Origin of the sequence: Pseudorhodoferax aquiterrae (genome assembly GCF_014652235.1) — a bacterium.
GTDB lineage: Bacteria > Pseudomonadota > Gammaproteobacteria > Burkholderiales > Burkholderiaceae_C > Pseudorhodoferax > Pseudorhodoferax aquiterrae.
This window is the reverse complement of sequence record NZ_BMYK01000005.1, coordinates 15,435-37,392: the sequence shown is the minus strand read 5'-3', so window position 1 is coordinate 37,392 and position 21,958 is coordinate 15,435. Positions and strand designations below refer to the sequence as shown.

Sequence of the window (21,958 nt, the reverse complement as noted above, 5' to 3'; positions counted from 1 at the left end):
ACCGCATGAGCACCTTGCCAAAGAAGGACTGGGCCACCACGCCGCGCCGCGCGCTCAAGCCCACCGACATCGTGACCCGGCTCGCCCAGCTGCAGGGCTGGACCTTGCGCGGCGATGGCGAGAACGTGGCCATCGAGAAGACCTACCGTTTCGCCAATTACCACGAGACCATGGCCTTCGTGAACGCCGTGGCCTTCGTCGCCCATGTGCAGGACCACCACCCCGAACTGCTGGTGCGTTACGACCACTGCGTGGTGGCGCTCAACACGCACGACGTGCGCGGACTCTCCGAGACCGATTTCGACTGTGCCACGCGTTTCGACGCGCTGCTGACTTGAGCGCCTTGCCCACCGGCCTGGTCGTCGCCGCACACGGCCGGCACTGCCTGGTCGAGGCCGACGACGGCAGCCGGCGCATCTGCCATCCGCGCGGCAAGAAGAGCCAGGCCGTGGTCGGCGACCGCGTGCGCTGGCTGGCGCCGCCGCCAGGCCAGGGCGACGAGGGCAGCATCGAGGCCGTCGAACCGCGTCGCAACCTGCTGTACCGGCAGGACGAGATCCGCACCAAGTCCTTCGCGGCCAACATCGACCAGGTGCTGGTGCTGATCGCGGCCGAGCCCGAGCCGTCGGAGCAGCAACTCGCGCGCGTGCTGATCGCGGCCGAGGCCGAACGCATCGTGCCGCTGGTCGTGCTCAACAAGCGCGACCTGGCCGAGCCCTTCGCGCGCGCCTGGCAGCGCCTGGCGCCCTACCGCGCGATGGGCTATGCCGTGCACACCGCCAGTCTGCGCACCGAGGGCGCCGCCGAACTGGCGCCGCTGCTGCAAGGCAAAGCGACGCTGGTGCTGGGCCCCTCGGGCGCCGGCAAGAGCACGCTGATCAACCAGCTGGTCCCCGGCGCGGCCGTGCTGACGCAGGAGATCTCGTACGCGCTCAAGTCGGGCAAGCACACCACGACCAGCACCACCTGGTACTGGACCGACGCGACGCGCAGCACGGCCGTGATCGACTCACCAGGCTTTCAGGAATTCGGCCTGCACCAGATCGCGCCGCGCCAGCTCGCCGCGCTGATGCCCGACATCGCAGCCCATGCAGACCAGTGCCGCTTCTACAACTGCACGCATCTGCACGAGCCCGGCTGCGCCGTGCTGGCCGCCGTGGGCGAGGACAGCCCCATTGCGCCACGCCGCCATGCGATCTACGCCGACCTGTTCGCCGAGTTGAGCCAGGCCCCACGCTACTGAGCCCATACTCCCCTGGGGTATAGTGCGCCACCATGCCGCACTCCCCTGCCGAGAAGAAGAAGGCCCTGCTGCGCGTGCGCCGCATCCGCGGCCAGGCCGATGCGCTCGAGCGCGCGCTCGAAAACGGCGCCGACTGCGGCCCCGTGCTGCAACAACTGGCCGCCATCCGCGGCGCCGTCAACGGCCTCATGGCCGAAGTGCTGGAATCGCACATCCGCGAGGAGTTCGGCGCGCCCGCCCCAGGCGACGACCGCCATGCCCAGCGCGTGCAGGACATGACTGCGCTGGTCCGCACCTACCTCCGCTAACCCCCATCCAGGAGAACCATCCATGAAATCCCGCGCCGCCGTCGCCTTCAAGGCCGGAGAACCGCTGCAGATCGTCGAGATCGACGTCGCCCCGCCGCAAAAGGGCGAGGTGCTGGTCAGGATCACGCACACCGGTGTGTGCCACACGGACGCCTTCACGCTCTCAGGGGACGACCCCGAAGGCTTGTTTCCCGCCGTGCTGGGCCACGAAGGCGCGGGCATCGTGGTCGAGGTCGGCGAAGGTGTGACCAGCGTGAAGCCGGGCGACCACGTGATTCCGCTGTACACGGCCGAGTGCGGCGAATGCCTGTTCTGCAAGAGCGGCAAGACCAACCTGTGCGTGTCCGTGCGCGCCACGCAGGGCAAGGGTGTGATGCCCGACGGCACCACCCGCTTCAGCTACAACGGCCAGCCCATCTACCACTACATGGGCTGCTCCACCTTCAGCGAGTACACGGTCGTCGCCGAGGTTTCGCTGGCCAAGATCAACCCCGACGCCAATCCCGAGCAGGTCTGCCTGCTGGGCTGCGGCGTCACGACCGGCCTGGGCGCGGTCTGGAACACCGCCAAGGTGCAAGAGGGCGACACGGTCGCCGTCTTCGGCCTGGGCGGCATCGGCCTGGCGGTCGTGCAGGGCGCGAAGAAGGCCAAGGCTGGCCGCATCATCGCGATCGACACCAACCCCTCCAAGTTCGACCTGGCCAAGACCTTCGGCGCCACCGACTGCGTGAACCCCAAGGATTTCGACAAGCCGATTCAGCAGGTCATCGTGGAGATGACGGGCTGGGGCGTGGACCATTCCTTCGAGTGCATCGGCAACACCAACGTGATGCGTGCCGCACTCGAATGCGCGCACCGCGGCTGGGGCCAGTCCGTCATCATCGGCGTGGCCGGCGCGGGCCAGGAGATCTCCACGCGGCCGTTCCAGCTGGTCACGGGGCGCAAGTGGATGGGCACGGCCTTCGGCGGCGTCAAGGGCCGCAGCCAGCTGCCGGGCATGGTCGAGGATGCGATGAAGGGCGACATCCAGCTCGCCCCCTTCGTCACGCACACCATGCCGCTCACGGGCATCAACGAAGCCTTCGACCTCATGCACGAAGGCAAGTCGATCCGCTCGGTGGTGCACTACTGATGGAGCGCGTCGAGAGCCACGCCAGCTTCGGCGGCCGCCAGGAAGTCTGGAAGCACGCGTCCGCGGCGCTGGGCTGCGAGATGAAGTTCGGTGTCTACTTGCCGCCGGCTGCGCTGCAGGGAGAGAAATGCCCGGTGCTGTACTGGCTCTCGGGCCTGACCTGCACCGAGCAGAACTTCATCACCAAGGCCGGCGCGCAGGAACATGCCGCACGCCACGGCCTCATCGTCGTGGCACCCGACACCAGCCCACGCGGCGAGGCTGTCGCCAACGACCCGGCCTACGACCTGGGCCAGGGCGCCGGCTTCTACCTCAACGCCACGCAGGCGCCCTGGGCGCCGCACTTCCGCATGCAGGACTACGTGGCCGACGAGCTGCCGGCCTTGGTCGAGCACCATTTCCCGGCCGGCGCGGCGCGCGGCATCTTCGGCCACTCGATGGGCGGCCACGGCGCGCTGGTCACGGCCCTGCGCCACCCGGGTCGCTACCAGAGCGTGTCGGCGTTCTCGCCCATCGTCGCCCCCTCGCAAGTGTCCTGGGGCCAGAAGGTGCTGACGGCCTACCTCGGCGAGGACCGCAGCGCCTGGGCCGACTGGGACGCCGTCGAACTGGTCAAGAATGCACAGGAACGCCTGCCACTGCTGATCGACCAGGGCGATGCCGACGAGTTCCTGGCCGACCAGTTGCAGCCCGAGCGGCTACGAGCGGCCTGCGATGCCGCCGGCCATCCGCTCACGCTGCGGCTGCAACCGGGCTACGACCACAGCTACTACTTCATCGCGAGCTTCCTGGGCGAGCACGTCGCCCACCACGCGCAGGCACTGCGCCGCTGAACCGCCGTGAGGCACCCGCCCGGCACGGCGGCGTGCCCACAGCGCCGGCCAGCCACGCTCCTTGCGTTAAACTGAGAATAATTCTCAACCTCACACTTTCCGTCCGGCTGGCAAGAAGGCAAGCGCCATGGCTGCTTTGGAACCGACACTGCAGCAGCATGCCCATGCGCTGTACAGCGCGCACCACGGCTGGCTGTTCGCCTGGCTGCGGCGCAAGCTGGGCTGCAGCCACCAGGCCGCCGACGTCGCGCACGACACCTTCGTGCGGCTGCTGGGCAGCCCGGGCCTGTTCAGCACGGTGCAGGAGCCGCGCGCCTACCTCGTGACCACGGCCAAGCGGCTGCTGATCGACGAGGCGCGCCGCCAGCAGATCGAATCCGCCTATCTGCAAGCGCTGGCCGCCGTCGCACCGCGGGAAGGCGGCCCCTCGGCCGAGCAGGTGGCACAGACCGTGCAGGCCCTGGTCCGCATCGAGGCGGCGCTACAAGACCTCTCGGACAAGGCCCGCCGGGCCTTCCTCATGCACTACCTCGAAGGTGCGCCGCACGGCGAGATCGCGGCGGTCCTGGGCGTCTCGAGCCGCATGGTCCACAAGTACCTGGTCCAGGCCCTGGTGTGCTGCCACCAGGCGGCGGATGCCTGAACGCGACGCCACCATCGCCGCCCAGGCGGCCGACTGGATCGTGCGACTGGGCAGCGGCGACGCGGCCGAACGTGTGCGCGCGCAACAGGGCTTCGCGGTCTGGAAGGCGCAAGACCCGCGGCATGCCGAAGCCGCCGAGCGCATCGAGGCGTTCCTCGGCCAAGTGCAGGCCGTGCGCGACGACAGCCCCGGCACGGGCCAGGCGGTTCGCGCTGCGCTGGACGCCCCGCGCCGAGCGCGCCGTCGGCGCACGGCCCGGCTGGCCGGCGCGCTGGTGCTGGCCGCCGTGCTGGCCCTGCCCGCCTCGAGGTTCGTGGAGACCTGGCCCGGCCAGACCTTCGCCGCCGAGCGCGCGGACCTGCGTGGCAGCGAACGGCAGTGGACCCACCAGGTGCTGCAAGACGGCTCGCAGCTCACGATCAGCGGCGCGGGCGCGATCCGCTGGCACTTCGACGCCCACACCCGGACGGTGGAGTTGCTGCGCGGCAGCATCCTCGTGCAGGTGGCCCATGACGCGACACGGCCCTTCCTCGTGCAGACGTCCCTGGGCAGCGTGCGCGCGCTGGGCACGCGCTTCACGGTCACGCGCGGCCCCGATGGCGTGCGCGTAGAAATGCTGGAGTCACGCGTCGCCGTGCGGCCCGCCGAGGCCGATGCCGAAGTCGAGCTTCGCGCTGGCCAGCGCGTGACCTTGCGCGCCGGGAGACTGGACGCGGTCGAGCCCATGGACCCGCGCAGCGTCGAACTGGGTTGGCAGCGCCACCAGCTCGTGGCCGAGGAACAGCCCCTCGACGCGGTTCTGGACCAGCTGGCGCGGCACCACAGCGGCATGCTGCGCTTCGACCGCGGGGCCCTGGCCGGCCTGCGCATGAGCGGCGTACTGCCACTGGACGACACCGACCGCGCCCTGGCGCTGCTGCAAAAGAGCTTCCCGCAACTGCGCGTGCGCTCGCTGGCCTCACGCTGGGTCTGGGTCGACCTGGCGCCCTCCTCCTGAAATTTTTTCGCGGCTCGGTTCCGGTTTGGCGGCGCCGTCCGTCAAGGGGATGAAGCAACCAGCCACAGGACTCTCCCCCATGCGCGACATCCAGCGCCTTTGCCCCCTCGCCCTGGCAATCACTCTTGCCATCGTCACGCCCGGCGTGCAAGCCCAGCCCGGCCCCAGCGCTCCGCTGCAGGCCTACGACATCCCAGCCGGCCCACTGGCCCCGGCCCTGAACCGCTTCGCGCAGCAGGCCGGCGTGTCGCTGGCGCTGGACGCCAGCCGCATCGCCGGCCTGCGCACCCAGGGCCTGCAGGGCAGCCACAGCGTCGAGAGCGGCTTTGCGCAATTGCTGCGCGGCTCCGGCTTCGCGATGCAGCGCTCGGACGCCGGCTACTTCCTGGCGCCGGCCGCGCGCCCCGGCGCGGTGACACCACCGGCGCCGACGCCCGCTGCGCCCCCGGCAGCGCCGGCGGCGGTCGCTGCGCCGGACAGCAGCGCCGCGCAGCCCGCGGACGCCGCGCCAGCGTCGACCCAGGCGCTGGAGACCGTCGTGGTCTCGGCCTCGCGTTCCAACATCGAGGCCGACAAGTCGCCGCAGACCGTGCGCATCATCGACCGCGAGGAGATCGCGCAACAGATGGCGCTGTCCACCAACTCCTCGGACGTGCTGGCCAACCTGATTCCTTCCTACACGCCGAGCCGGGGCAAGATGAACGGCAGCGGCGAGACCCTGCGCGGGCGCACGCCGCTGATCCTGATCGACGGCGTGCCGCAGTCCAACCCGATCCGCCCGACCGGCCGCGAGGCCCACACTATCGACTTCTCCATGGTCGAACGCGTGGAGGTGGTGCAGGGCGCCAATGCCATCAACGGCCTGGGCGCGACGGGCGGCACCATCAACATCATCACCAAGCGGCCCGAGAACGGCACGTTCCAGCAGCACTTCGAGGTGCAGACCACGCTGCCGACCGAGCATGTCAACGCCGAAGGCATGGGCTACAAGACCACTTACAGCGGTAGCGGGCGCAAGGACAGGCTGGACTATCTGTTCTCCGTGGCAGCCGAAGACCAAGGCCTGTGGCGCGACGCCGAGGGCCGTTCGATCGGCGCAGACACCACCCAGGGCGACCTGATGGACTCGCGCGCCTACGACCTGCTTGGCAAGCTGGGCTACTGGCTCGACGACGACCAGCGCCTGCAGTTCTCGGTCAACCGCTACCGCATCGCCTCCAAGGCCCACTACACGGCCGTGGCCGGCAACCGCACGCTTGGCATCCCGACCACCTCGGTGGAAAGCACGCCGCCCGGCACACCGCCGCACAACGATGTCTGGACCTCCAGCATCGGCTACCAGCACTACAACCTGGCGGGCATGGAACTGTCGGCCGTGCTGTTCAGCCAGAAGTTCGAAGGCCTGTTCGGCGCCGACCGCTCGGCCACCTTCCAGGACCCGTCGATCGCGCCTGCCGGCACGCTGTACGACCAGTCGCGCGCCGTGTCGTCCAAGATCGGCAGCAAGTTCACGTTGAGCAAGGCCGATCTGCTGGACCAGCGCCTCAAGCTGACCGGCGGCTTCGACACGCTGGTGGACAAGGGCAAGCAGGATCTCTACGGCACCGGCCGCACCTACGTGCCCGAGTCGGAGTACCGCAACGTCTCGCTGTTCCTGCAGGGTGAATTCAAGCCGCTGGACCGGGTCACGCTGCACGCCGGCGTGCGCAAGGAATACGCCGACCTGCGCATCGACAGCTACACCACGCTGGCGGCCTACAACCGCGTGGCGGTCCAGGGCGGAACGCTCGACTTCGACGAGACGCTCTACAACGCCGGCATCGTGTTCGAGCCGGTCAAGGGCTGGAACCTGTACGCCAATTACTCCGAAGGCTTCGGCATGCCGGACGTGGGCCGCGTGCTGCGCTCCATCAACACCGTCGGCCAAAACGTGGACGACATGCAGAGCCTGAGCCCCATCGTGACCAAGAGCGTGGAGCTCGGCACACGCTGGCGCCAGGGGCCCTGGGAGGCCGAAGCCAGCTGGTACCGCTCGGCCTCGGACTACGGCACGCGCGTGGTGCGCGTGAACGAGGCCTTCATGCTGGCGCGCGAGAAGAACCAGATCGACGGCATCGAGACCAGCCTGGCCTACCGTGTGGGCCACGCGCACAAGCTCCGCGCCAGCTATTCGCGCAGCAAGGGCCGCTACGACAGCAATGCCGACGGCCAGCTGGACGCGCGGCTCGACGGCCTGAACGTCGCGCCCGACCGCGTGGTCGCGAGCTGGACGGCGCGCTGGAACGAGCGGCTGAGCAGCTTCGTGCAACTGCAGCACGCCTTCTCGCGCAGTTTCGACGACCCGGCCAAGCACTTTGCGGGCTACACGCTGGCCGATGCCAGCCTGCAGTACAAGCTGCCGCGCGGCACGGTGCGCCTAGCCGTGGCCAACCTGTTCAACCGCGACTACATCACCTACTACTCGCAGAGCGCGCTGGTCGAACCGCTGCGCTATTTCGCCGGCCGCGGCCGCACGCTGACGCTGGGCTACGCCATCGACTTCTGATGACCAGCCCTGCCCTCGTCGCGCATGCCGTGCTGCGCACGGCCGTGGCCGTGGCCGGGGGCTACGCCGTGGTGAGCCTGGCCGTCACGCTGGGCGCGAGCCTGCTGGCGCGCGGCCTGCTCCAGCCCTCCGACGCGGTGGTCACGGCGGCCATGCTGGGCTTCGTGGCCTACCTGGCCCTCTTGCTCTGGGCCCTGGCCTGCCCGCGCCTGCTGCCGCTGTGCGGCGGGCTCGGCGGTGCTGGCGTGCTGCTGCACGGCTTGCAGCGCCTGCTCGCCCCATGAAGGCCTGGCGCGCGCGCTTGACGCCCGTGCACAGCTGGGCCGGCTTGCTGTTGGGCGCACTGCTGTTCGCCGTGTTCTGGATGGGCACGCTGAGCGTGATCGACCGCGAACTCGACCGCTGGATGATGCCCGCAACGCGGCTGCCGCCACCGCCCACCGCGCCGCCGCTGGACGCGCTGCAACCCCTGGTGCGGTCGCTGGTGCCAGCTGGCGCACGCCAGTGGCGCATCGACTGGGCCACGCCGCGCACACCCGTGCTGCGTCTGTCCTGGCAGGCGCGCGACGGGGCGCGCGGTCAGGTGCTGGTCGATCCCGTGCAGTTGCGCGTGCTGCCGGACCCGGGCACGCTGGGCGCCAGCGGCTTCATCTTCCCGTTCCACTACGGCCTGCACCTGGACTGGAACGACCTGGGCAAATGGCTGGTCGGCCTAGCCGCCATGGGCATGCTGGTGCTGCTGGCAAGCGGCGTGGTGGTGCACCGCAAGCTGCTGGCGGACTTCTTCACGTTCCGGCCGCACAAGCGCCTGCCGCGCAGCAGCCTGGACCTGCACAACCTGAGCGGCGTGGCCGCCCTGCCCTTTCACTTCGCCATCACGCTGTCGGGCCTGGTGATCTTCTGGTCCCTGTACTTTCCGCAGGCCCATGTCGGGGTCTACGGTGGCCCGCAGGCCAAGGCCCAGGTGCAGGCCGAGGGCTACGGACGCTTCCAGCGCCCGCGCGCCGGCCCCGGCAACGCCCCGATCGCTGGACTGGACGCCATGGTGGCGCAGGCCCGGCTGGTGTGGGGACCCGGCGCGGAACCGTACTTCGTGCGCGTCTGGAATCCTGGCGACCGGCAGGCCACCGTGGAACTGCGGCGCTCCTACGCCCGTGAGGTCACGATGAACCTGGACCAGCTGTTCTTCGACGCCGGCACGGGCCAGCTGCTGCACCGCTTCGAGGCCGCGCCGGCCATGGGCGTGCAGCGCTTCATCTCGGGCATGCACTTCGTGCAGTTCCAGCACGGGCTGCTGCGTGCGCTGTACTTCGTGCTGGGCCTGTGCGGCTGCGTGCTGATCGCGACGGGGCTGGTGCACTGGCTCGCGGTGCGCCAGGCCAAAGGCGGGGCGCCGCGGCACGGGCTGGCGCAGGCCGCCGCGGTCGCCGGCACCACGGGCCTCATCGTGGCCACGCTCGCGTTCCTGCTGGCCAACCGGCTGCTGCCGGCCGACGGCAGCGGCCTTGCGCGCGGTTCGGACCGCGCGGCATGCGAGGTGGCCATCTTCTTCGTGTCCTGGGCCGCCTGCCTGCTCCATGCGCTGGCGGCCCCGGCGCGGGCCTGGCGCCGGCAGGCGCTGGCGATCGCCTGGATGGCCGGTGCCTGCGTGGTCCTCAATGCCTTGACGACCGGTGCCTACGGGAGCCAGGCCGGGCAGACGCCTGCTGCCGTGTGGCTGGTCGACGGGCTGTTGCTGGCGCTGGCTGCGGCCGGCAGCACCGCAGCGCGCCTGCTGAGCACGCACGCTGCAGCACACCCCCGACAAGAGAGCCCTGCACGCCTGCGCTGAGCCCGCCGGGGGCCATCCGGAGTTTCAACCGGCCTGAAGAATGTGCACGAGCGCATCGACCAACTGGCCACACTGCCCAGGCGTGCCCACGCTGATGCGCAGGTACTGGTCGATGCGCGGCTGCGCGAAGTGGCGCACCAATACCTTGCGCGCACGCAGCGCCGCCGCCAGTTGCGCGGCGTCGTGCGCAGGGTGGCGCGCGAACACGAAGTTGGTCTGCGAGGGCAGCACCGAGAAGCCCAGGTCTTCCAGCTGCAGCAGCAGGCCTTCGCGGCAGTGCACCACGGCGTCGCGCTGGCGTTCGAAGTACGCCTGGTCTTCAAAGGCGGCGATGGCACCGGCCTGGGCCAGCCGGTCCAGCGGGTAGGCATTGAAGCTGTTCTTCACGCGTGTTAGCGCGTCCACCAGCGGCGCCTGGCCGATGGCCCAGCCCACGCGCAGTCCGGCCAGCGCGCGCGACTTGGACAGGGTCTGCACCACGAGCACGTTCGGATGCCGCGCCACCAGCGCGGTGGCCGACTCGGCGCCGAAATCCACATAGGCTTCGTCGACCAGCAGCACGCGCTGTGGATGCACCCGTGCCAGTCGCGCCAGCGCATTCAGCGGCAGCGCGATGCCGGTGGGTGCGTTCGGGTTGGCGATGACCATGCCGGCCACCGCCTCGCCGCGCGTGGCCTCGAAGGCCGCCAGGTCCACGCGCAGGCCCTCGTCCAGCGGCACCTGGCGCACGGCCACGCCGAGCCAGCGGCAGACCGACTGGTAGAAGCTGTAGCTCACGTCGGGCAGCAACAGCGGCTGGCCGGCGTGGCGGAAGAAGGCGTCGAAGACCAGCGCCAGCACCTCGTCCGAGCCGTTGCCCACGAACACCCGGTCGGGGTCCACCCCATGGTGGCGCGCGATCACCTTGCGCAGCGCGCACGATTCCGGGTCCGGGTACAGCTGCAGGCCGGTGCGTGCCGCGCCTTCGATCGCCGCCAGCACGCGCGGCGAGGGCGGGTACGGGTTCTCGTTGGTGTTGAGCTTGACCAGGCCTTCGATGGCTGGCTGCTCCCCAGGCGTGTAGGGCGCCAACCCAGCCAGGTGGGGGCTCGTGAAGCTCATCCCAGCAGGCGCGCCAAGGTCAGCAGGGCCAGCAGGCCCAGGCACAGCACCACCGTGCGCCAGACCAGCCCGACCACGCTGCGCAGGTGCGCAAGCTCGGGCTCGCGGCCCGGCGTGGACGCCGAATCCTGGGGCGGCTGCAGGCCCGCTTCGAAGGGCTGCAAGGCGTTGCCCACCGGCTTGGCCTTGAGCGCCTCGCCGCCCAGGCGCACGTTCACGGCCCCCGAGGTGGCAGCCAGGATCACGCCGTCGTTGTCGCTGGGAAACTGCTGGGAATGGTGCCGCCAGCTGTCGATCGCGTCCTCGAAGCTGCCGACGATGGCAAAACCCAGCGCCGTGGCACGTGCGGGCAGCCAGTCGACCACGGTCCAGGCCACACCGGCAACCTGCTGCAAGGCCGCGCTGGCGGGCTGGTTCTGCGGATTAGCCCGGTAGCGCCAATACCGCGAGACGAACTCCGCCATGCGGTAGAAGACAGCACCGGCAGGACCCAGGCCCAGCGCCGCCAGCACCGCGAACCAGGCCAGCACGCCGAACACATGGCGGTGCGCCGCCAGCACCGAGTACTCGATCACATGGCGCACGATCTCGCGGCGCGGCAACTCGCTCGCGTCCACGCGCTGCCAGGCCGCGAGGTGCTCACGCGCCTGCAGTTCGTCGCCCGCCTCGAGTGCATTGCGGATCTCGGTGAAATGGTGGCTGAACTGCCGAAAGCCCAGCGTGCCGTACAGCACCACCACGTTCCACAGCACGGCCGCGGGCCAGCCGATCCCCTGCGCCAGCATCCAGTACACGGCCAGCGCCACCACGGTGGGCAGCAGCACGGCCAGCGCCCAGCTGGTCCAGCCGTGCAAGGACTTGCCGGCGTCGAAGTTGTCGCTGCTCCAGCGCACCCAGGCACGCAACCAGCCGTGGATGGCGTTGTCACGGGCCAGCGGCCGCACCTGCTCGAGCAGCAGCGCACAGAAGATGGCGAAGAAGCTCATGGGGCGGCCATCATAGGCGACGGGCGCACGGCCTCAGGCCGACAGGAAGCGGTACAGGTTGCGCAGCATGCCGGCCGTCGCGCCCCAGATGAAGCGCTCGGCCTGGCCATCGCGGAACGGCATGGAGAACCACTCGCGCCGCACCCCCTGCCACTCCAGCATGTGGCGGTGGTGGTTGGCCGGATCCATCAAGAAGGCCAGCGGCACCTCGAAGGCCGCCGCCACTTCGCCGGCGTTCAATGCAAGCGCGAACCCTGGGCGCACCAGGCCGACCACCGGGGTCACGACGAAGGCCGTCCCCGTCACGTAATTGGACAGCGCACCGATGAGCTCGACATGGGAGCGGTCCAGCCCGACCTCCTCCTGGGCCTCGCGCAGCGCGGCGGCGTTGGCATCGGCGTCGTTGGCATCGATGCGCCCGCCCGGGAAGGCGACCTGGCCCGAATGGTTGGCCAGTTGCAGCGAACGCTCGGTCAGCAGCACCGTGGGCCCAGCGGTACGCAGCACCACCGGCACCAACACGGCCGCCCGGGCCGGCGAGCGGTCGGTGAAACGCGGCTCGGCCCGCACCTCGGGCTCCCAGACCGGCGGCGAGCGAAAGCGCTCGCGCAGGGCCTCGGCGCCCAGGCGCGCGAGCGGCACTGCAGGCAGGTGCGCATCGGTGCCGAGCGACGGGGCGTGGCGCGGATCGAAATTGGGAATCTTGGACAGCGGCGTCAGCGGCAGATCGGACACAGGCGGGGACCCAAAAAGCAAAAAGCCGCCACGCGCGAAGCAGGTGGCGGCTTGACGGACCGAAGGGCCGTGCGGATTACTCGGCTGCGGCAGCGGCCTTGGGGGCCTTGAGCACCAGCTTTTCCTTGATGCGGGCCGACTTGCCGCTGCGATCGCGCAGGTAGTACAGCTTGGCACGGCGCACATCGCCACGGCGCTTGACTTCGATGCCGGCGATCAGCGGGCTGTAGGTCTGGAACGTACGTTCCACGCCTTCGCCGCTGGAGATCTTGCGCACGGTGAAGCCGCTGTTCAGGCCACGGTTGCGCTTGGCGATGACCACGCCTTCGTAGGCCTGGACGCGCTTGCGCGTGCCTTCAACGACGTTGACGCTGACGACCACCGTGTCGCCGGGCGCGAATTCGGGGATGTTCTTGCCCAGACGGGCGATTTCTTCCTGCTCGAGGATCTGGATGAGGTTCATGGTTCTTCCACAGGATCTTGCTCACGCTCGGGTGTCGCGCAGCACGAAGGCCGGGACGGAGCCCCTTGCGACATTGCAAAAGGCAGCGGACAGAGGATCCGAAAAGCCCGTGATTATAGCGTGGCGGATGCGGTTTGCGCCAGCACCGCTTCATCCGCCGCGCTCAATCGCCCTGCTGCACGTGCGGCGGCCAGCAGATCGGGCCGGCGCTCGGCCGTCAGACGCAGCTGCATGTCGCGCCGCCAGCGCGCAATGCGGCCGTGGTGGCCCGACAGCAGCACCTCGGGCACCGAGGCGCCGCGCCATTCCTCGGGTCGGGTGTAGTGCGGGCAGTCCAGCAGTCCGTCCAGGGCCGGATGGAAGCTGTCGAACTGGTGGCTCTCGGCATCGTTGAGCACGCCGGGCTGAAGCCGCGCCACGGCATCGAGCAGGGCCAGCGCGGCGATCTCGCCGCCCGACAGCACGAAATCGCCCAGGCTGATGCTGTGGGTCACGTAGCGGTCGACCAGGCGCTGGTCGATGCCTTCGTAGCGGCCGCACAGCAGCACCGCGCCCTCGCCCTCGGCCCAGCCGGCCACGGCCGTGTGGTTGAGCGGCGCACCCACAGGCGCGAAGAGCACGACCGGCGTGCCGGCGCCGCGCTCGGCCAGGATCGCATCGAGGCAGCGCGCGAGCGGCTCGGCCAGCATGACCATGCCAGGGCCACCGCCGAAGGCCTTGTCGTCCACGCGCTTGTAGTTGCCCTCGGCCTGGTCGCGCGGATTCCACAGCCGCACATCGACCTGGCCTGATGCATACGCACGCCGCGTCACGCCGCTGGCCAGAAAGGGCGCGAACAGTTCGGGAAACAGCGTGACGACGTCGAAGCGCATGGCCTCAGCAGCCCTGTTCAGTAGTCGGGCTGCCAGTCCACCGTAATGCAGCGGCCGGGCAGATCGACCTTGTCGACATAGGCCGCGACAAAGGGAACCATGCGCTCGACGGGCTTGCCGCCCTCGGCGCCGGGCTGCTCCAGCACCAGCACGGTCTGCGGGCCGGTGGACAGCAACTCGCGCACCTGGCCCAGGGCCACGCCCTCGCGGTTGACCACGTCCAGGCCGATCAGGTCGACCCAGTAGTACTCGTCCGCCTGCGCGGTCGGGAAGCTGGAGCGCGAGACGAACACGCGCGCGCCCTTGAGCGCGTCGGCCGCATCCTTGTCCGCAATGTCCTGCACCTGGGCCACGACGCCGCCGGAATGCTCGCGCGCTTCACGCACCTTGAGCAGCAGCGTGCCGTCGAAGGCCTTGGGGCCGCGTTCGGACGCCTGCAGATACCAGCGCTTGGAAGAAAAAAGCGCCTCGGGTTGGGCGCTGTGGGGCTGGAGCTTGAGCCAGCCCTTGACACCCCAACCACCGGCGACGCGGGCCACTTCGACCGCATCGTCCGGCAGGGGTGCCGGATCGAGTGCCTGCAGCATCAGCAGGCCTGCCAACTCAGGCAGCGGCTGCGGGAGCAGCAGCCGGGGCGGCAGCGGCCTGGGCCACCAGACGCTCGACCGTCGGCGAAGCCTGGGCGCCGACGCTGCGCCAGTAGCTCAGGCGGTCCTGGGCAATGCGGATGCTCTCTTCGTTGGCCTTGGCGGTCGGGTTGTAGAAACCGATGCGCTCGATGAAGCGGCCGTCACGGCGGACGCGCTTGTCGGCAACGACGATGTTGAAGAAGGGACGGGCCTTGGCACCGCCGCGAGAAAGCCGGATGACAACCATGATTTATCCTCAGGGGGTCGGCCCGCCGGCTAGATAGCACCGGATGGGCCAGATTCGATTTTTCAGATTCAGCGCTGAGACACGCGCTGTGGCCACCCGGCCAGCGACACGCTGAAAAGCCCGCGATTATAGCCCGCATCCGTTTCATGCCAAGCATCCGCCCCAGCCTTGAGTCCGACGTCCCGGCCATTGCCGCCATCTACACCCACCATGTGCTGCACGGCACCGGCACCTTCGAGATCGATCCGCCATCGCCGCAGGACATGGCCGCACGGCGTGCCGACGTCCTGGCCAAGGGCCTGCCCTATCTCGTGGCCGAAGAAGACGGTCGCGTGCTGGGCTTTGCCTACTGCAACTGGTTCAAGCCGCGCCCGGCCTACCGCTTCTCGGCCGAGGACTCGATCTACCTGGCCCCCGATGCCGCCGGCCGCGGCCTGGGGCGCCAGCTGCTGACGGCGCTGGCCGAGCAAGCGCAGGCGCGCGGCGTGCGCAAGCTCATCGCCGTGATCGGCGACTCCGCCAACGCCGGCTCCATCGGCGTGCACCGCGCGCTGGGCTTCGAGCAGGTGGGCGTGATCCGCTCCTGTGGCTGGAAGTTCGAGCGCTGGCTCGACATCGTGCTCATGGAAAAGTCCCTGGGCGCCGGTGACAGCCAGCCGCCGGTCTGAAGCGATGTCCAGCCCCAAGAACAAGACCATCGCCACCTGGCTGGCACTGCTGGGCGGCCCGCTCGGCCTGCACCGCTTCTATCTGCGCGGCCTGGGCGACCTGTGGGGTTGGCTCTACCCGCTACCCACGGCGCTGGGCCTGTATGGCGTCGAACGCGTGCAGCAGCTCGGCCAGGACGACCACCTGAGCTGGGTGCTGATTCCCTTGCTGGGGGTGTCGATCGCGGCCAGCGCACTGGCGGCCATCGTCTACGGCCTGCGTTCGCCCGAGAAGTGGAACGCCGCATTCGACGCCACAGCCGAAGCGCCGGCCGGCAGCACCAACTGGCTCACCGTGATCGGCGTGGCCGCCGCGCTGCTGCTGGGCACGGGCGTGCTGATGGCCAGCCTGGCGTTCAGCTTCCAGCGCTACTTCGAATACCAGATCGAAGAGGCGCGCAAAATTTCGCAGTGAGTCGCGCCGGGCCGCCCCAAGAGGCTCGGCACCGCGGCGCGCAGCGCGAAGGTGCCCCAGTCCTCAGAACACCTTGAAGCTGATCCAGTAGGCGATCGCCGCCACGAAGGCGCTGGCCGGGATCGTGAAGATCCAGGCCCAGACGATGTTGCCCGCCACGCCCCAGCGCACCGCGCTGGCACGCCGTGTGGAGCCCACACCGACGATGGCACCCGTGATGGTGTGCGTGGTCGACACCGGCACACCCAGCACCGTGGCCATGAACAATGTCAGCGCCCCGCCCGTCTCGGCACAAAAGCCGCCCACCGGCTTGAGCTTGGTGATCTTCTGGCCCATGGTCTTGACGATGCGCCAGCCGCCGAACATGGTGCCGGCGGCGATCGCCACATAGCAGCTGATGATGGTCCAGGTCGGCGGCGAGGCGTCGCCGGCCGATGCGTAGCCCGTGGCGATCAGCAGCAGCCAGATGATGCCGATGGTCTTCTGCGCATCGTTGCCCCCATGGCCCAGGCTGTAGGCGCCGGCCGAGACCAGTTGCAGGCGGCGGAACCAGCGGTCCACACGCGAAGGCGTGGCGCGCCGGAAGATCCAGGCCACGATCACCAGCATCAGCGAGCCCAGCGCGAACCCCAGCAGCGGAGACACGAAGATGAAAGCCACCGTCTTGGCGATGCCGCTGCCGACCAGGCCCGAGGCCCCGGTCTTGGCCATCACGGCGCCCACGATGCCGCCGATCAGTGCGTGCGAGGAACTGCTCGGGATGCCGTAGTACCAGGTGATCAGGTTCCACGAGATCGCGCCGATCAGCGCACCGAAGACCACGTGCACATCCACCACGCCCGGCTCCGCAATGCCCTTGCCCACCGTCGCGGCCACGCTCAGGTGGAACACGAAGATCGCGATGAAGTTGAAGAACGCCGCGAACACCACGGCCTGCCCGGGCTTGAGCACGCCGGTCGACACCACGGTGGCGATCGAGTTGGCGGCGTCGTGGAAGCCATTCATGAAGTCGAACACCAGGGCCAGGGTGACCAGCAGCACCACGACCCACAGGGCCACCTGCACAGAAGCCATCGCGCGCTGCCCGGCTCAGGAGTTCTCGAGGACGATGCCCTCGATCAGGTTGGCCACGTCCTCGCACTTGTCGGTGACCGTCTCCAGCAGCTCGTAGATGGCCTTGAGCTTGATGAGCTCGCGCACGTCGGGCTCCTCGCGGAACAGCTTGCTCATGGCCGAACGCATCACGCGGTCGGCGTCGGACTCCAGCCGGTCGATCTCCTCGCAGGTCTTGAGCGCGGCTTCGGCAGTCGCCGGGTCGCCGATGTTGGACAGCAGCTTGACCGCGTCCTTCACGCGCTCGCAGCACTTCATGCACAGCTCGGTCAGGCGGCGAATCTCCTCCGTCATGCTGCGCACGTCGTACAGCGCCATGGTTTCGGCCGCGTCCTGCAGCAGGTCGGCCACGTCGTCCATGGAGTTGATCAGCGAGTGGATCTGCTCGCGGTCGATCGGCGTGATGAAGGTCTTGTGCAGCGTGCGGTTGACTTCCTGCGTCACGCGGTCGGCGGCACGCTCGGCGTTGTCCACGTCGCGGTTGTATTGCTCACGCAGATGCGCGTCGTGGTAGTTGGCCACCAGCTGCGAGAAGGCGCGCGCGGCCTCCACGATGCGGTCTGCATGCTGGTTGAACATCTCGAAAAAGTTGCCATCGCGTGGCATCAGCTTGCCGAACAGCATGCGCAGATCCTGGGGGGTGTGTCAAAAAGATGACGTTTCGGTGAACGGGGCGGAGTGTAACTGCGCGTTCCGGGGCGCCAGCCCACAAAGCGCGACGCGCGCCTGACACCCCGGAACGCGTCCCCACTGGCCGGGTTGTGCCGGACTTTCTGGCACGATCGGCCACCTCGCCCTTCTTCCGCGCAGCACTCCATGTACGAACGCATTCTTGTCGTATGCACCGGCAACGTCTGCCGCAGCCCGCTGGCCGAAGCGCTGCTGCGTCTGCAGTTGCAAGCGGATGGGCACGCGGAGTCGGCGCAGGTGCAATCCGCTGGAACACGCGCGCTGGTCGGCAAGCCGGCTGACGAGACTGTGCTGTACGTCGCGCGCCAGCAGCCCCGGCTCTTGCAGGAACTGGAACGGCACCGCGCCCAGCAAATCAACCGCACCCTGCTCTGGTGGGCCGACCTGATCCTGGTGATGGAACAAGGCCATGTCCGCCACCTGGCCCAGCTGGACCCCGAAGCACCGGCCAAGGCGCGCTTGCTCGGACATTGGCTCGGCACTGCCATCGCCGACCCCTACCTCAAGCACGAATCGGTCTACCAGGAGACGCACAAGCTGGTCGAGCAGGCCGTGCTGTCATGGCGAGAGCGCATCCGTCGTTGACCCCGACCGGGGTTTTGCCGGATGCGCCGCGCCCCGCCGACGGGCAGGACACTGTTACATTTCCTGATGGCTTGAAAGTTGCTCTGCTGCCGAGTGCCGCTAACATCCCTGCCTGCCGAGCACCGGCATCGACAATCTGTCGACGCAGAATTTCCCGAACATCGGCGGTCTGAACACCAGGCACCGACTGGGTGCGTTGACCTGGAGAGATGCCGTCAACATGACAATTTGGCCGACGAACAGGATGCCATCAGGCCGACATGGACGGGCATCAAACTGGCTAATGCAGAGAACAAGGCCGGGGACATTCAAGAAAACGCACCACTTCGAGGCGCTCAGGCGGCAGCAAAGTGGTTGCGTTTCCGATCGACAGGTCTTCCCGCAAGGATGTGAATGTCATTTCTGAGCAATTTATCCATCGCAGACCGCGGACGCTGCTTCGATGTGCTGACAGAAGTCGCCCATGTCCGCACACACCTGGACTTGGTCAACTGGCTACGGGGTGATCTCCAGCACTTCCTGCCCCATGACATCCTCGTGGCCGCCTGGGGCGATTTCCAGCGTGGCGCCATCGGCCATGAGATCGTCTCTGCGCTGCGCGGCGTGCGGACCGCGCAGGCCAGCATGTCCGGCCTGGGATGTGGGCTGCAGGAGTTGTTTGCCCATTGGTCAGCGGTGAACAAGCAGCCCTACGTGACGCCAGCGGAGCGCTTGAACGGCGTTCTCGGGCTCATACCACAGCATGGGCCGTTCCAGTCGACGGCTCCGATCATGCGCTCGGCGCTGGTGCATGGCCTGCGCGATCTGCGTGGTGAGCAGGATTGCCTGTATGTCGTGCTGAGCCGTCAAGCCATCCCTGAGAAGACCGGTGCCGCGGCGATGAGCGCGCTGCTGCCCCACATCGACATGGCCTTGCGCCAGGCTGCCCTGCCCTCCAGGACCGCCGCGCAAGGCAGCGTGGTGCCTGCGCAGATCACCATCTCGCGTCACGGGCTGGACCAGGCAGCGCCTGAAAACGGCATGACAGGCCGCGAGTTGCAGATCATGCAATGGGTCGAAATGGGCAAGACCAACCAGGAGATCGGCACCATCCTGGACATCAGCACATTCACGGTCAAGAACCACCTGCAGCGCATCTTCAAGAAGCTGGATGTCTACAACCGCGCCCAAGCCGTGTCCCGGCTGAAGAACAGTCATTACGCCCATGGATAGTTCTCCCGCCCCTCTCGCCAGCACAAGGCCGCGCCGTTCTAACACGAGCGCCGACATCGGCGCGCTCGACAAGGACCATCCCCTGCGCTTCATCGAGGCATTGATTGACCCCGGCATGCTGGTCCTCACCCTGTGGGCGGTCGGCCTGTACCACGAGGGCAGCCTGCGCCCGGGCTATCTGGTCCTTTCGGTCATCGTCTTCTCGATGACATTTCCCGGCACGTCCCAGATTCATTCGTCAATGGTGAAACTGGTTGTGCAGACGCTGATCAACTGGATCGCGGTCGGCGCGCTGCTACTGACCATGGGAGTTGCCACCGGCTATATCCACCAGTTCAGCATCGGCGCCCTGCTGACCTGGATGTGGATGGCGCCCCTGGCGCAAATCGCCGCCCACCGAGCATTGAGAGTGGCTGCCCCAGCGGTTCTGGCCATGCGCGGCCCGTCTCGCAAGGCGGTGATCGTCGGCATGAATACGCAAGGAATTGCCCTGGCGCGCCGAATCCGCGACACCCCCTATTCCGGCATCGAGGTGAAGGGCTTTTTCGACGACAGAAGTTTGCAGCGGCTAAATGCGCCTATGGGGTTCGGGCTGCTGGGCCCGGCCACCGCGCTTCCAGGCTTCGTCAAAGCCCAGGGCATCCAGATTATCTACCTGTCCCTTCCGATGGCCTCGCAGCCGCGCATTCTGGAATTGCTTGATGAGTTGAAGGACACCACGGCTTCCATCTATTTCGTGCCGGACATGTTCTTCACCGACCTGATCCAGGCACGGCTGGGCCATGTCTGTGGCACCCAGGTCATTTCAGTTCGGGAAACGCCATTCCGCGGTATCAACGGCATCCTAAAGCGCTCCAGCGATATCGTCTTATCGCTGCTGATACTGGCGCTTATCTGGCCAATTCTCCTGGTGCTGGCGTGCGCAGTTCGGTTCACGTCGCCGGGACCGGTGATCTTCCGTCAGCACCGCTACGGCCTGGCAGGAGAGAAGATCGTGGTCTACAAGTTTCGCTCCATGACCGTGACCGAAGACGGCGACAGTGTCCAGCAGGCACAGCGCGGAGACAGCCGCATCACGCCGCTTGGCGCATTCATGCGCCGCACCTCCTTGGACGAGTTGCCGCAGTTCATCAACGTGCTGCAGGGGCGCATGAGCATCGTGGGCCCGCGGCCGCACGCGGTGTCGCACAACGAGACCTACCGCAGGCTCATCAAGGGTTATATGGTCCGGCACAAAGTGAAACCCGGCATTACCGGCTGGGCCCAGGTGAACGGCTGCCGTGGGGAAACGCGCACGCTGGAGGAGATGCAGGACCGGATCCACCACGACCTTGACTACCTTCGTAATTGGTCACTGCGTCTGGATCTGTACATCATCATGAAAACAATAAGATTGGTTTTTCGTGACAGCCAAGCGTACTGAAAAGCAAGCGAAAGTGGCGCCGCACCGGAAGCGCGTCGACGGATGGAACCCGCTGCTGCTGGCGGTATTCATTGCCACCAGCGCCTCAAGCCGCGCGGACGAAGGCTCTGGCCTTGAGTGGTTCGTTGATGAAACCATTCGTCACGAAAGCAACCTCTTGCGCCTGCCCGCGGGCAGCAGTTCATCGCGCCTTGGCGGGCGGTCCTATGCAGACACAGTCAATATCGCCACCCTTGGCGCCCGATTCGAGAAGACCTACGGCTTGCAAAACGTTCACATTGAGGCCGCCTACATCGACTATCGGTACCAAAACTTCAGTTACCTGAACTTCGGCACCTTCAACTATCGGGCGAATTGGGGCTGGGCGATCACGCCACGCTTCCATGGAAACGTGAGCACGCAGCGCCGCAAGCTTCCAAACAACGCCGGGGACACGAGCAATGTGAACCGCATCGACCAGCGCAACGACCGCCTAGACACCAGCCAGCGCCTGGATGGCATATACGAGCTGGGCGCTCGCTGGCACGTTGTGGGAGCGCTGGCCCGCTATTCGCAGCGCAACACCATCCCTCTGGTGATCGAAAGCGCTTCACGCCAGACCACCGGCGATCTTGGTCTGCGCTATGTCCTTCCTTCCGGCAGTTTGGCCACCCTGACGTTCCGCACGGCCAGCGGTTCGTACACGGATTCCCTCAGCGACATCGTAGAAGCCAGCCGACGGTTCGATCAGAAAGAGGTGGAGTTGGACACTCTGTGGCGCATGACCGCCAAGACCTCTCTCGGGCTGCGCATTGCGCAACGGGACCGCAACCATCCGCTCGACCCTGTCCGCAATTTCGACGGAATGCGGGGCATGGTCCGGTTCAACTGGTCCGCCACACCGCGGGTCACCCTGGCTTCCGGTTGGATACGTGACCTCGAAGCCTTCCAATCCTCATATAGCACCTACTTCAAATCAGATCGGGTCTTCGTCGAGCCTACTTGGCAGATCTCCGACAAGACTCGCATGAACGCAAGATTCGCGAAGACGGAAAGAGGCTACGAAGGCCCTCCAGATCCCTCGACAGCCATCGACCGCCACGACACCGAGCATGAACTAGCGGTAGGGGTCGAATGGCGGCCTCGCTCTTTCCTGTCCCTCCGGTCTGCCATACGCCAGACCCGGCGCGAATCCACGCGCGCGGGCATAGACTACAAAAACACCTCGATCGGCATTGGCGCGAATATGGAGTTCTGATTCCGCTATCA

The 21,958-nt window shown here is 67.6% G+C and carries 25 protein-coding genes; 16 read left to right on the top strand and 9 right to left on the bottom strand.

What is annotated here, in order from left to right; genetic code table 11:
• Positions 1-5 precede the first annotated feature (5 nt).
• The 10 genes from IE209_RS10500 (at position 6) to IE209_RS10455 (ending at position 9,532) form a co-directional block, all read left to right on the top strand.
• Entirely contained in the window at positions 6-338 is a 333-nt protein-coding gene (locus IE209_RS10500) for a 4a-hydroxytetrahydrobiopterin dehydratase (RefSeq protein ID WP_189686910.1), read from the top strand.
• Entirely contained in the window at positions 305-1,243 is a 939-nt protein-coding gene (rsgA, locus tag IE209_RS10495; RefSeq protein ID WP_189687142.1) for a ribosome small subunit-dependent GTPase A, read from the top strand. Before IE209_RS10500 ends, rsgA begins: the two co-directional genes overlap by 34 nt.
• A gap of 32 nt (positions 1,244-1,275) precedes the next feature.
• Positions 1,276-1,551: a formaldehyde-responsive transcriptional repressor FrmR gene (gene frmR / locus IE209_RS10490; protein WP_189686909.1), complete on the top strand. Its 276-nt coding sequence runs from the start codon at positions 1,276-1,278 to the stop codon at positions 1,549-1,551.
• A gap of 22 nt (positions 1,552-1,573) precedes the next feature.
• On the top strand, positions 1,574-2,683 hold the full coding sequence (locus IE209_RS10485; protein ID WP_189686908.1) for an S-(hydroxymethyl)glutathione dehydrogenase/class III alcohol dehydrogenase: 1,110 nt from the start codon (positions 1,574-1,576) through the stop codon (positions 2,681-2,683).
• Positions 2,683-3,516, top strand: a complete 834-nt coding sequence (fghA, locus tag IE209_RS10480; protein ID WP_189686907.1) for an S-formylglutathione hydrolase — start codon at positions 2,683-2,685, stop codon at positions 3,514-3,516. Before IE209_RS10485 ends, fghA begins: the two co-directional genes overlap by 1 nt.
• 127 nt (positions 3,517-3,643) lie before the next feature.
• Positions 3,644-4,159: a sigma-70 family RNA polymerase sigma factor gene (locus IE209_RS10475; protein WP_189686906.1), complete on the top strand. Its 516-nt coding sequence runs from the start codon at positions 3,644-3,646 to the stop codon at positions 4,157-4,159.
• Positions 4,152-5,156, top strand: coding sequence for a FecR family protein (locus tag IE209_RS10470; protein WP_189686905.1), 1,005 nt, complete (start codon positions 4,152-4,154; stop codon positions 5,154-5,156). Before IE209_RS10475 ends, IE209_RS10470 begins: the two co-directional genes overlap by 8 nt.
• Before the next feature lie 79 nt (positions 5,157-5,235).
• Positions 5,236-7,701: a TonB-dependent receptor gene (locus tag IE209_RS10465; RefSeq protein WP_189686904.1), complete on the top strand. Its 2,466-nt coding sequence runs from the start codon at positions 5,236-5,238 to the stop codon at positions 7,699-7,701.
• Complete coding sequence (locus IE209_RS10460; protein ID WP_189686903.1) at positions 7,701-7,985, top strand: hypothetical protein; 285 nt, start codon at positions 7,701-7,703, stop codon at positions 7,983-7,985. The genes IE209_RS10465 and IE209_RS10460 overlap by 1 nt, the downstream gene beginning before the upstream one ends.
• Positions 7,982-9,532 (top strand): PepSY-associated TM helix domain-containing protein, encoded by a 1,551-nt coding sequence (locus IE209_RS10455; RefSeq protein WP_189686902.1) that lies wholly within the window; start codon positions 7,982-7,984, stop codon positions 9,530-9,532. The genes IE209_RS10460 and IE209_RS10455 overlap by 4 nt, the downstream gene beginning before the upstream one ends.
• A gap of 24 nt (positions 9,533-9,556) precedes the next feature.
• Here IE209_RS10455 and hisC read toward each other — a convergent pair whose 3' ends face one another.
• The 7 genes from hisC to rpsP all read right to left on the bottom strand — a co-directional run bounded on the left by hisC (position 9,557) and on the right by rpsP (position 14,565).
• On the bottom strand, positions 9,557-10,633 hold the full coding sequence (gene hisC, locus IE209_RS10450) for a histidinol-phosphate transaminase (protein ID WP_189686901.1): 1,077 nt from the start codon (positions 10,631-10,633) through the stop codon (positions 9,557-9,559).
• A complete protein-coding gene (locus IE209_RS10445) occupies positions 10,630-11,619 on the bottom strand; it encodes a CobD/CbiB family protein (RefSeq protein ID WP_189686900.1) in 990 nt (329 codons plus the stop codon). Before IE209_RS10445 ends, hisC begins: the two co-directional genes overlap by 4 nt.
• 33 nt (positions 11,620-11,652) lie before the next feature.
• A complete protein-coding gene (locus IE209_RS10440) occupies positions 11,653-12,354 on the bottom strand; it encodes a CoA pyrophosphatase (RefSeq protein WP_229882800.1) in 702 nt (233 codons plus the stop codon).
• A 76-nt stretch (positions 12,355-12,430) separates the two neighbouring features.
• Complete coding sequence (rplS, locus tag IE209_RS10435) at positions 12,431-12,817, bottom strand: 50S ribosomal protein L19 (RefSeq protein WP_145546222.1); 387 nt, start codon at positions 12,815-12,817, stop codon at positions 12,431-12,433.
• Positions 12,818-12,930: 113 nt separating this feature from the next.
• Positions 12,931-13,689, bottom strand: a complete 759-nt coding sequence (trmD, locus tag IE209_RS10430; RefSeq protein WP_189686899.1) for a tRNA (guanosine(37)-N1)-methyltransferase TrmD — start codon at positions 13,687-13,689, stop codon at positions 12,931-12,933.
• Positions 13,690-13,706: 17 nt separating this feature from the next.
• Complete coding sequence (rimM, locus tag IE209_RS10425) at positions 13,707-14,276, bottom strand: ribosome maturation factor RimM (RefSeq protein ID WP_189687140.1); 570 nt, start codon at positions 14,274-14,276, stop codon at positions 13,707-13,709.
• A 16-nt stretch (positions 14,277-14,292) separates the two neighbouring features.
• Positions 14,293-14,565 carry a 30S ribosomal protein S16 gene (gene rpsP, locus IE209_RS10420; protein ID WP_056900038.1) on the bottom strand — a complete coding sequence of 91 codons (273 nt, stop codon included), beginning with the start codon at positions 14,563-14,565 and terminating at the stop codon, positions 14,293-14,295.
• Positions 14,566-14,711: 146 nt separating this feature from the next.
• Here rpsP and IE209_RS10415 point away from each other — a divergent pair, with 146 nt between their 5' ends.
• Both IE209_RS10415 and IE209_RS10410 read left to right on the top strand, forming a co-directional pair.
• Complete coding sequence (locus IE209_RS10415) at positions 14,712-15,233, top strand: GNAT family N-acetyltransferase (RefSeq protein WP_189686898.1); 522 nt, start codon at positions 14,712-14,714, stop codon at positions 15,231-15,233.
• A gap of 4 nt (positions 15,234-15,237) precedes the next feature.
• Positions 15,238-15,687 carry a hypothetical protein gene (locus tag IE209_RS10410; protein ID WP_189686897.1) on the top strand — a complete coding sequence of 150 codons (450 nt, stop codon included), beginning with the start codon at positions 15,238-15,240 and terminating at the stop codon, positions 15,685-15,687.
• Positions 15,688-15,750: 63 nt separating this feature from the next.
• Here IE209_RS10410 and IE209_RS10405 read toward each other — a convergent pair whose 3' ends face one another.
• Positions 15,751-16,761, bottom strand: a complete 1,011-nt coding sequence (locus tag IE209_RS10405; RefSeq protein WP_189686896.1) for an inorganic phosphate transporter — start codon at positions 16,759-16,761, stop codon at positions 15,751-15,753.
• 15 nt (positions 16,762-16,776) lie between these two features.
• Complete coding sequence (locus IE209_RS10400; protein WP_145546217.1) at positions 16,777-17,424, bottom strand: DUF47 domain-containing protein; 648 nt, start codon at positions 17,422-17,424, stop codon at positions 16,777-16,779.
• A gap of 192 nt (positions 17,425-17,616) precedes the next feature.
• On the opposite strand from IE209_RS10400, the gene IE209_RS10395 reads away from it, so the two are divergent.
• The 4 genes from IE209_RS10395 to epsL all read left to right on the top strand — a co-directional run bounded on the left by IE209_RS10395 (position 17,617) and on the right by epsL (position 21,947).
• Positions 17,617-18,075 (top strand): low molecular weight protein-tyrosine-phosphatase, encoded by a 459-nt coding sequence (locus tag IE209_RS10395; RefSeq protein WP_189686895.1) that lies wholly within the window; start codon positions 17,617-17,619, stop codon positions 18,073-18,075.
• A 393-nt stretch (positions 18,076-18,468) separates the two neighbouring features.
• Positions 18,469-19,287 carry an XrtB/PEP-CTERM-associated transcriptional regulator EpsA gene (gene epsA / locus IE209_RS10390; protein ID WP_189686894.1) on the top strand — a complete coding sequence of 273 codons (819 nt, stop codon included), beginning with the start codon at positions 18,469-18,471 and terminating at the stop codon, positions 19,285-19,287.
• Positions 19,280-20,710: an undecaprenyl-phosphate glucose phosphotransferase gene (locus IE209_RS10385; RefSeq protein WP_229882799.1), complete on the top strand. Its 1,431-nt coding sequence runs from the start codon at positions 19,280-19,282 to the stop codon at positions 20,708-20,710. The genes epsA and IE209_RS10385 overlap by 8 nt, the downstream gene beginning before the upstream one ends.
• The gene (epsL, locus tag IE209_RS10380; RefSeq protein WP_189686893.1) at positions 20,691-21,947 is read left to right on the top strand and encodes an XrtB/PEP-CTERM-associated polysaccharide biosynthesis outer membrane protein EpsL; all 1,257 of its coding nucleotides are present in this window, start codon (positions 20,691-20,693) and stop codon (positions 21,945-21,947) included. Before IE209_RS10385 ends, epsL begins: the two co-directional genes overlap by 20 nt.
• Positions 21,948-21,958: the final 11 nt, after the last annotated feature.

Coding starts and splice junctions, on each gene's coding strand:
- IE209_RS10500 (WP_189686910.1), top strand. CDS start 6: ATGAGCACCTTGCCAAAGAAGGACTGGGCCACCACGCCGCGCCGCGCG.
- frmR (WP_189686909.1), top strand. CDS start 1,276: ATGCCGCACTCCCCTGCCGAGAAGAAGAAGGCCCTGCTGCGCGTGCGC.
- IE209_RS10485 (WP_189686908.1), top strand. CDS start 1,574: ATGAAATCCCGCGCCGCCGTCGCCTTCAAGGCCGGAGAACCGCTGCAG.
- fghA (WP_189686907.1), top strand. CDS start 2,683: ATGGAGCGCGTCGAGAGCCACGCCAGCTTCGGCGGCCGCCAGGAAGTC.
- IE209_RS10475 (WP_189686906.1), top strand. CDS start 3,644: ATGGCTGCTTTGGAACCGACACTGCAGCAGCATGCCCATGCGCTGTAC.
- IE209_RS10470 (WP_189686905.1), top strand. CDS start 4,152: ATGCCTGAACGCGACGCCACCATCGCCGCCCAGGCGGCCGACTGGATC.
- IE209_RS10465 (WP_189686904.1), top strand. CDS start 5,236: ATGCGCGACATCCAGCGCCTTTGCCCCCTCGCCCTGGCAATCACTCTT.
- IE209_RS10460 (WP_189686903.1), top strand. CDS start 7,701: ATGACCAGCCCTGCCCTCGTCGCGCATGCCGTGCTGCGCACGGCCGTG.
- IE209_RS10455 (WP_189686902.1), top strand. CDS start 7,982: ATGAAGGCCTGGCGCGCGCGCTTGACGCCCGTGCACAGCTGGGCCGGC.
- hisC (WP_189686901.1), bottom strand. CDS start 10,633: ATGAGCTTCACGAGCCCCCACCTGGCTGGGTTGGCGCCCTACACGCCT.
- IE209_RS10445 (WP_189686900.1), bottom strand. CDS start 11,619: ATGAGCTTCTTCGCCATCTTCTGTGCGCTGCTGCTCGAGCAGGTGCGG.
- rplS (WP_145546222.1), bottom strand. CDS start 12,817: ATGAACCTCATCCAGATCCTCGAGCAGGAAGAAATCGCCCGTCTGGGC.
- trmD (WP_189686899.1), bottom strand. CDS start 13,689: ATGCGCTTCGACGTCGTCACGCTGTTTCCCGAACTGTTCGCGCCCTTT.
- rimM (WP_189687140.1), bottom strand. CDS start 14,276: ATGCTGCAGGCACTCGATCCGGCACCCCTGCCGGACGATGCGGTCGAA.
- rpsP (WP_056900038.1), bottom strand. CDS start 14,565: ATGGTTGTCATCCGGCTTTCTCGCGGCGGTGCCAAGGCCCGTCCCTTC.
- IE209_RS10415 (WP_189686898.1), top strand. CDS start 14,712: ATGCCAAGCATCCGCCCCAGCCTTGAGTCCGACGTCCCGGCCATTGCC.
- IE209_RS10410 (WP_189686897.1), top strand. CDS start 15,238: ATGTCCAGCCCCAAGAACAAGACCATCGCCACCTGGCTGGCACTGCTG.
- IE209_RS10405 (WP_189686896.1), bottom strand. CDS start 16,761: ATGGCTTCTGTGCAGGTGGCCCTGTGGGTCGTGGTGCTGCTGGTCACC.
- IE209_RS10400 (WP_145546217.1), bottom strand. CDS start 17,424: ATGCTGTTCGGCAAGCTGATGCCACGCGATGGCAACTTTTTCGAGATG.
- IE209_RS10395 (WP_189686895.1), top strand. CDS start 17,617: ATGTACGAACGCATTCTTGTCGTATGCACCGGCAACGTCTGCCGCAGC.
- epsA (WP_189686894.1), top strand. CDS start 18,469: ATGTCATTTCTGAGCAATTTATCCATCGCAGACCGCGGACGCTGCTTC.
- IE209_RS10385 (WP_229882799.1), top strand. CDS start 19,280: ATGGATAGTTCTCCCGCCCCTCTCGCCAGCACAAGGCCGCGCCGTTCT.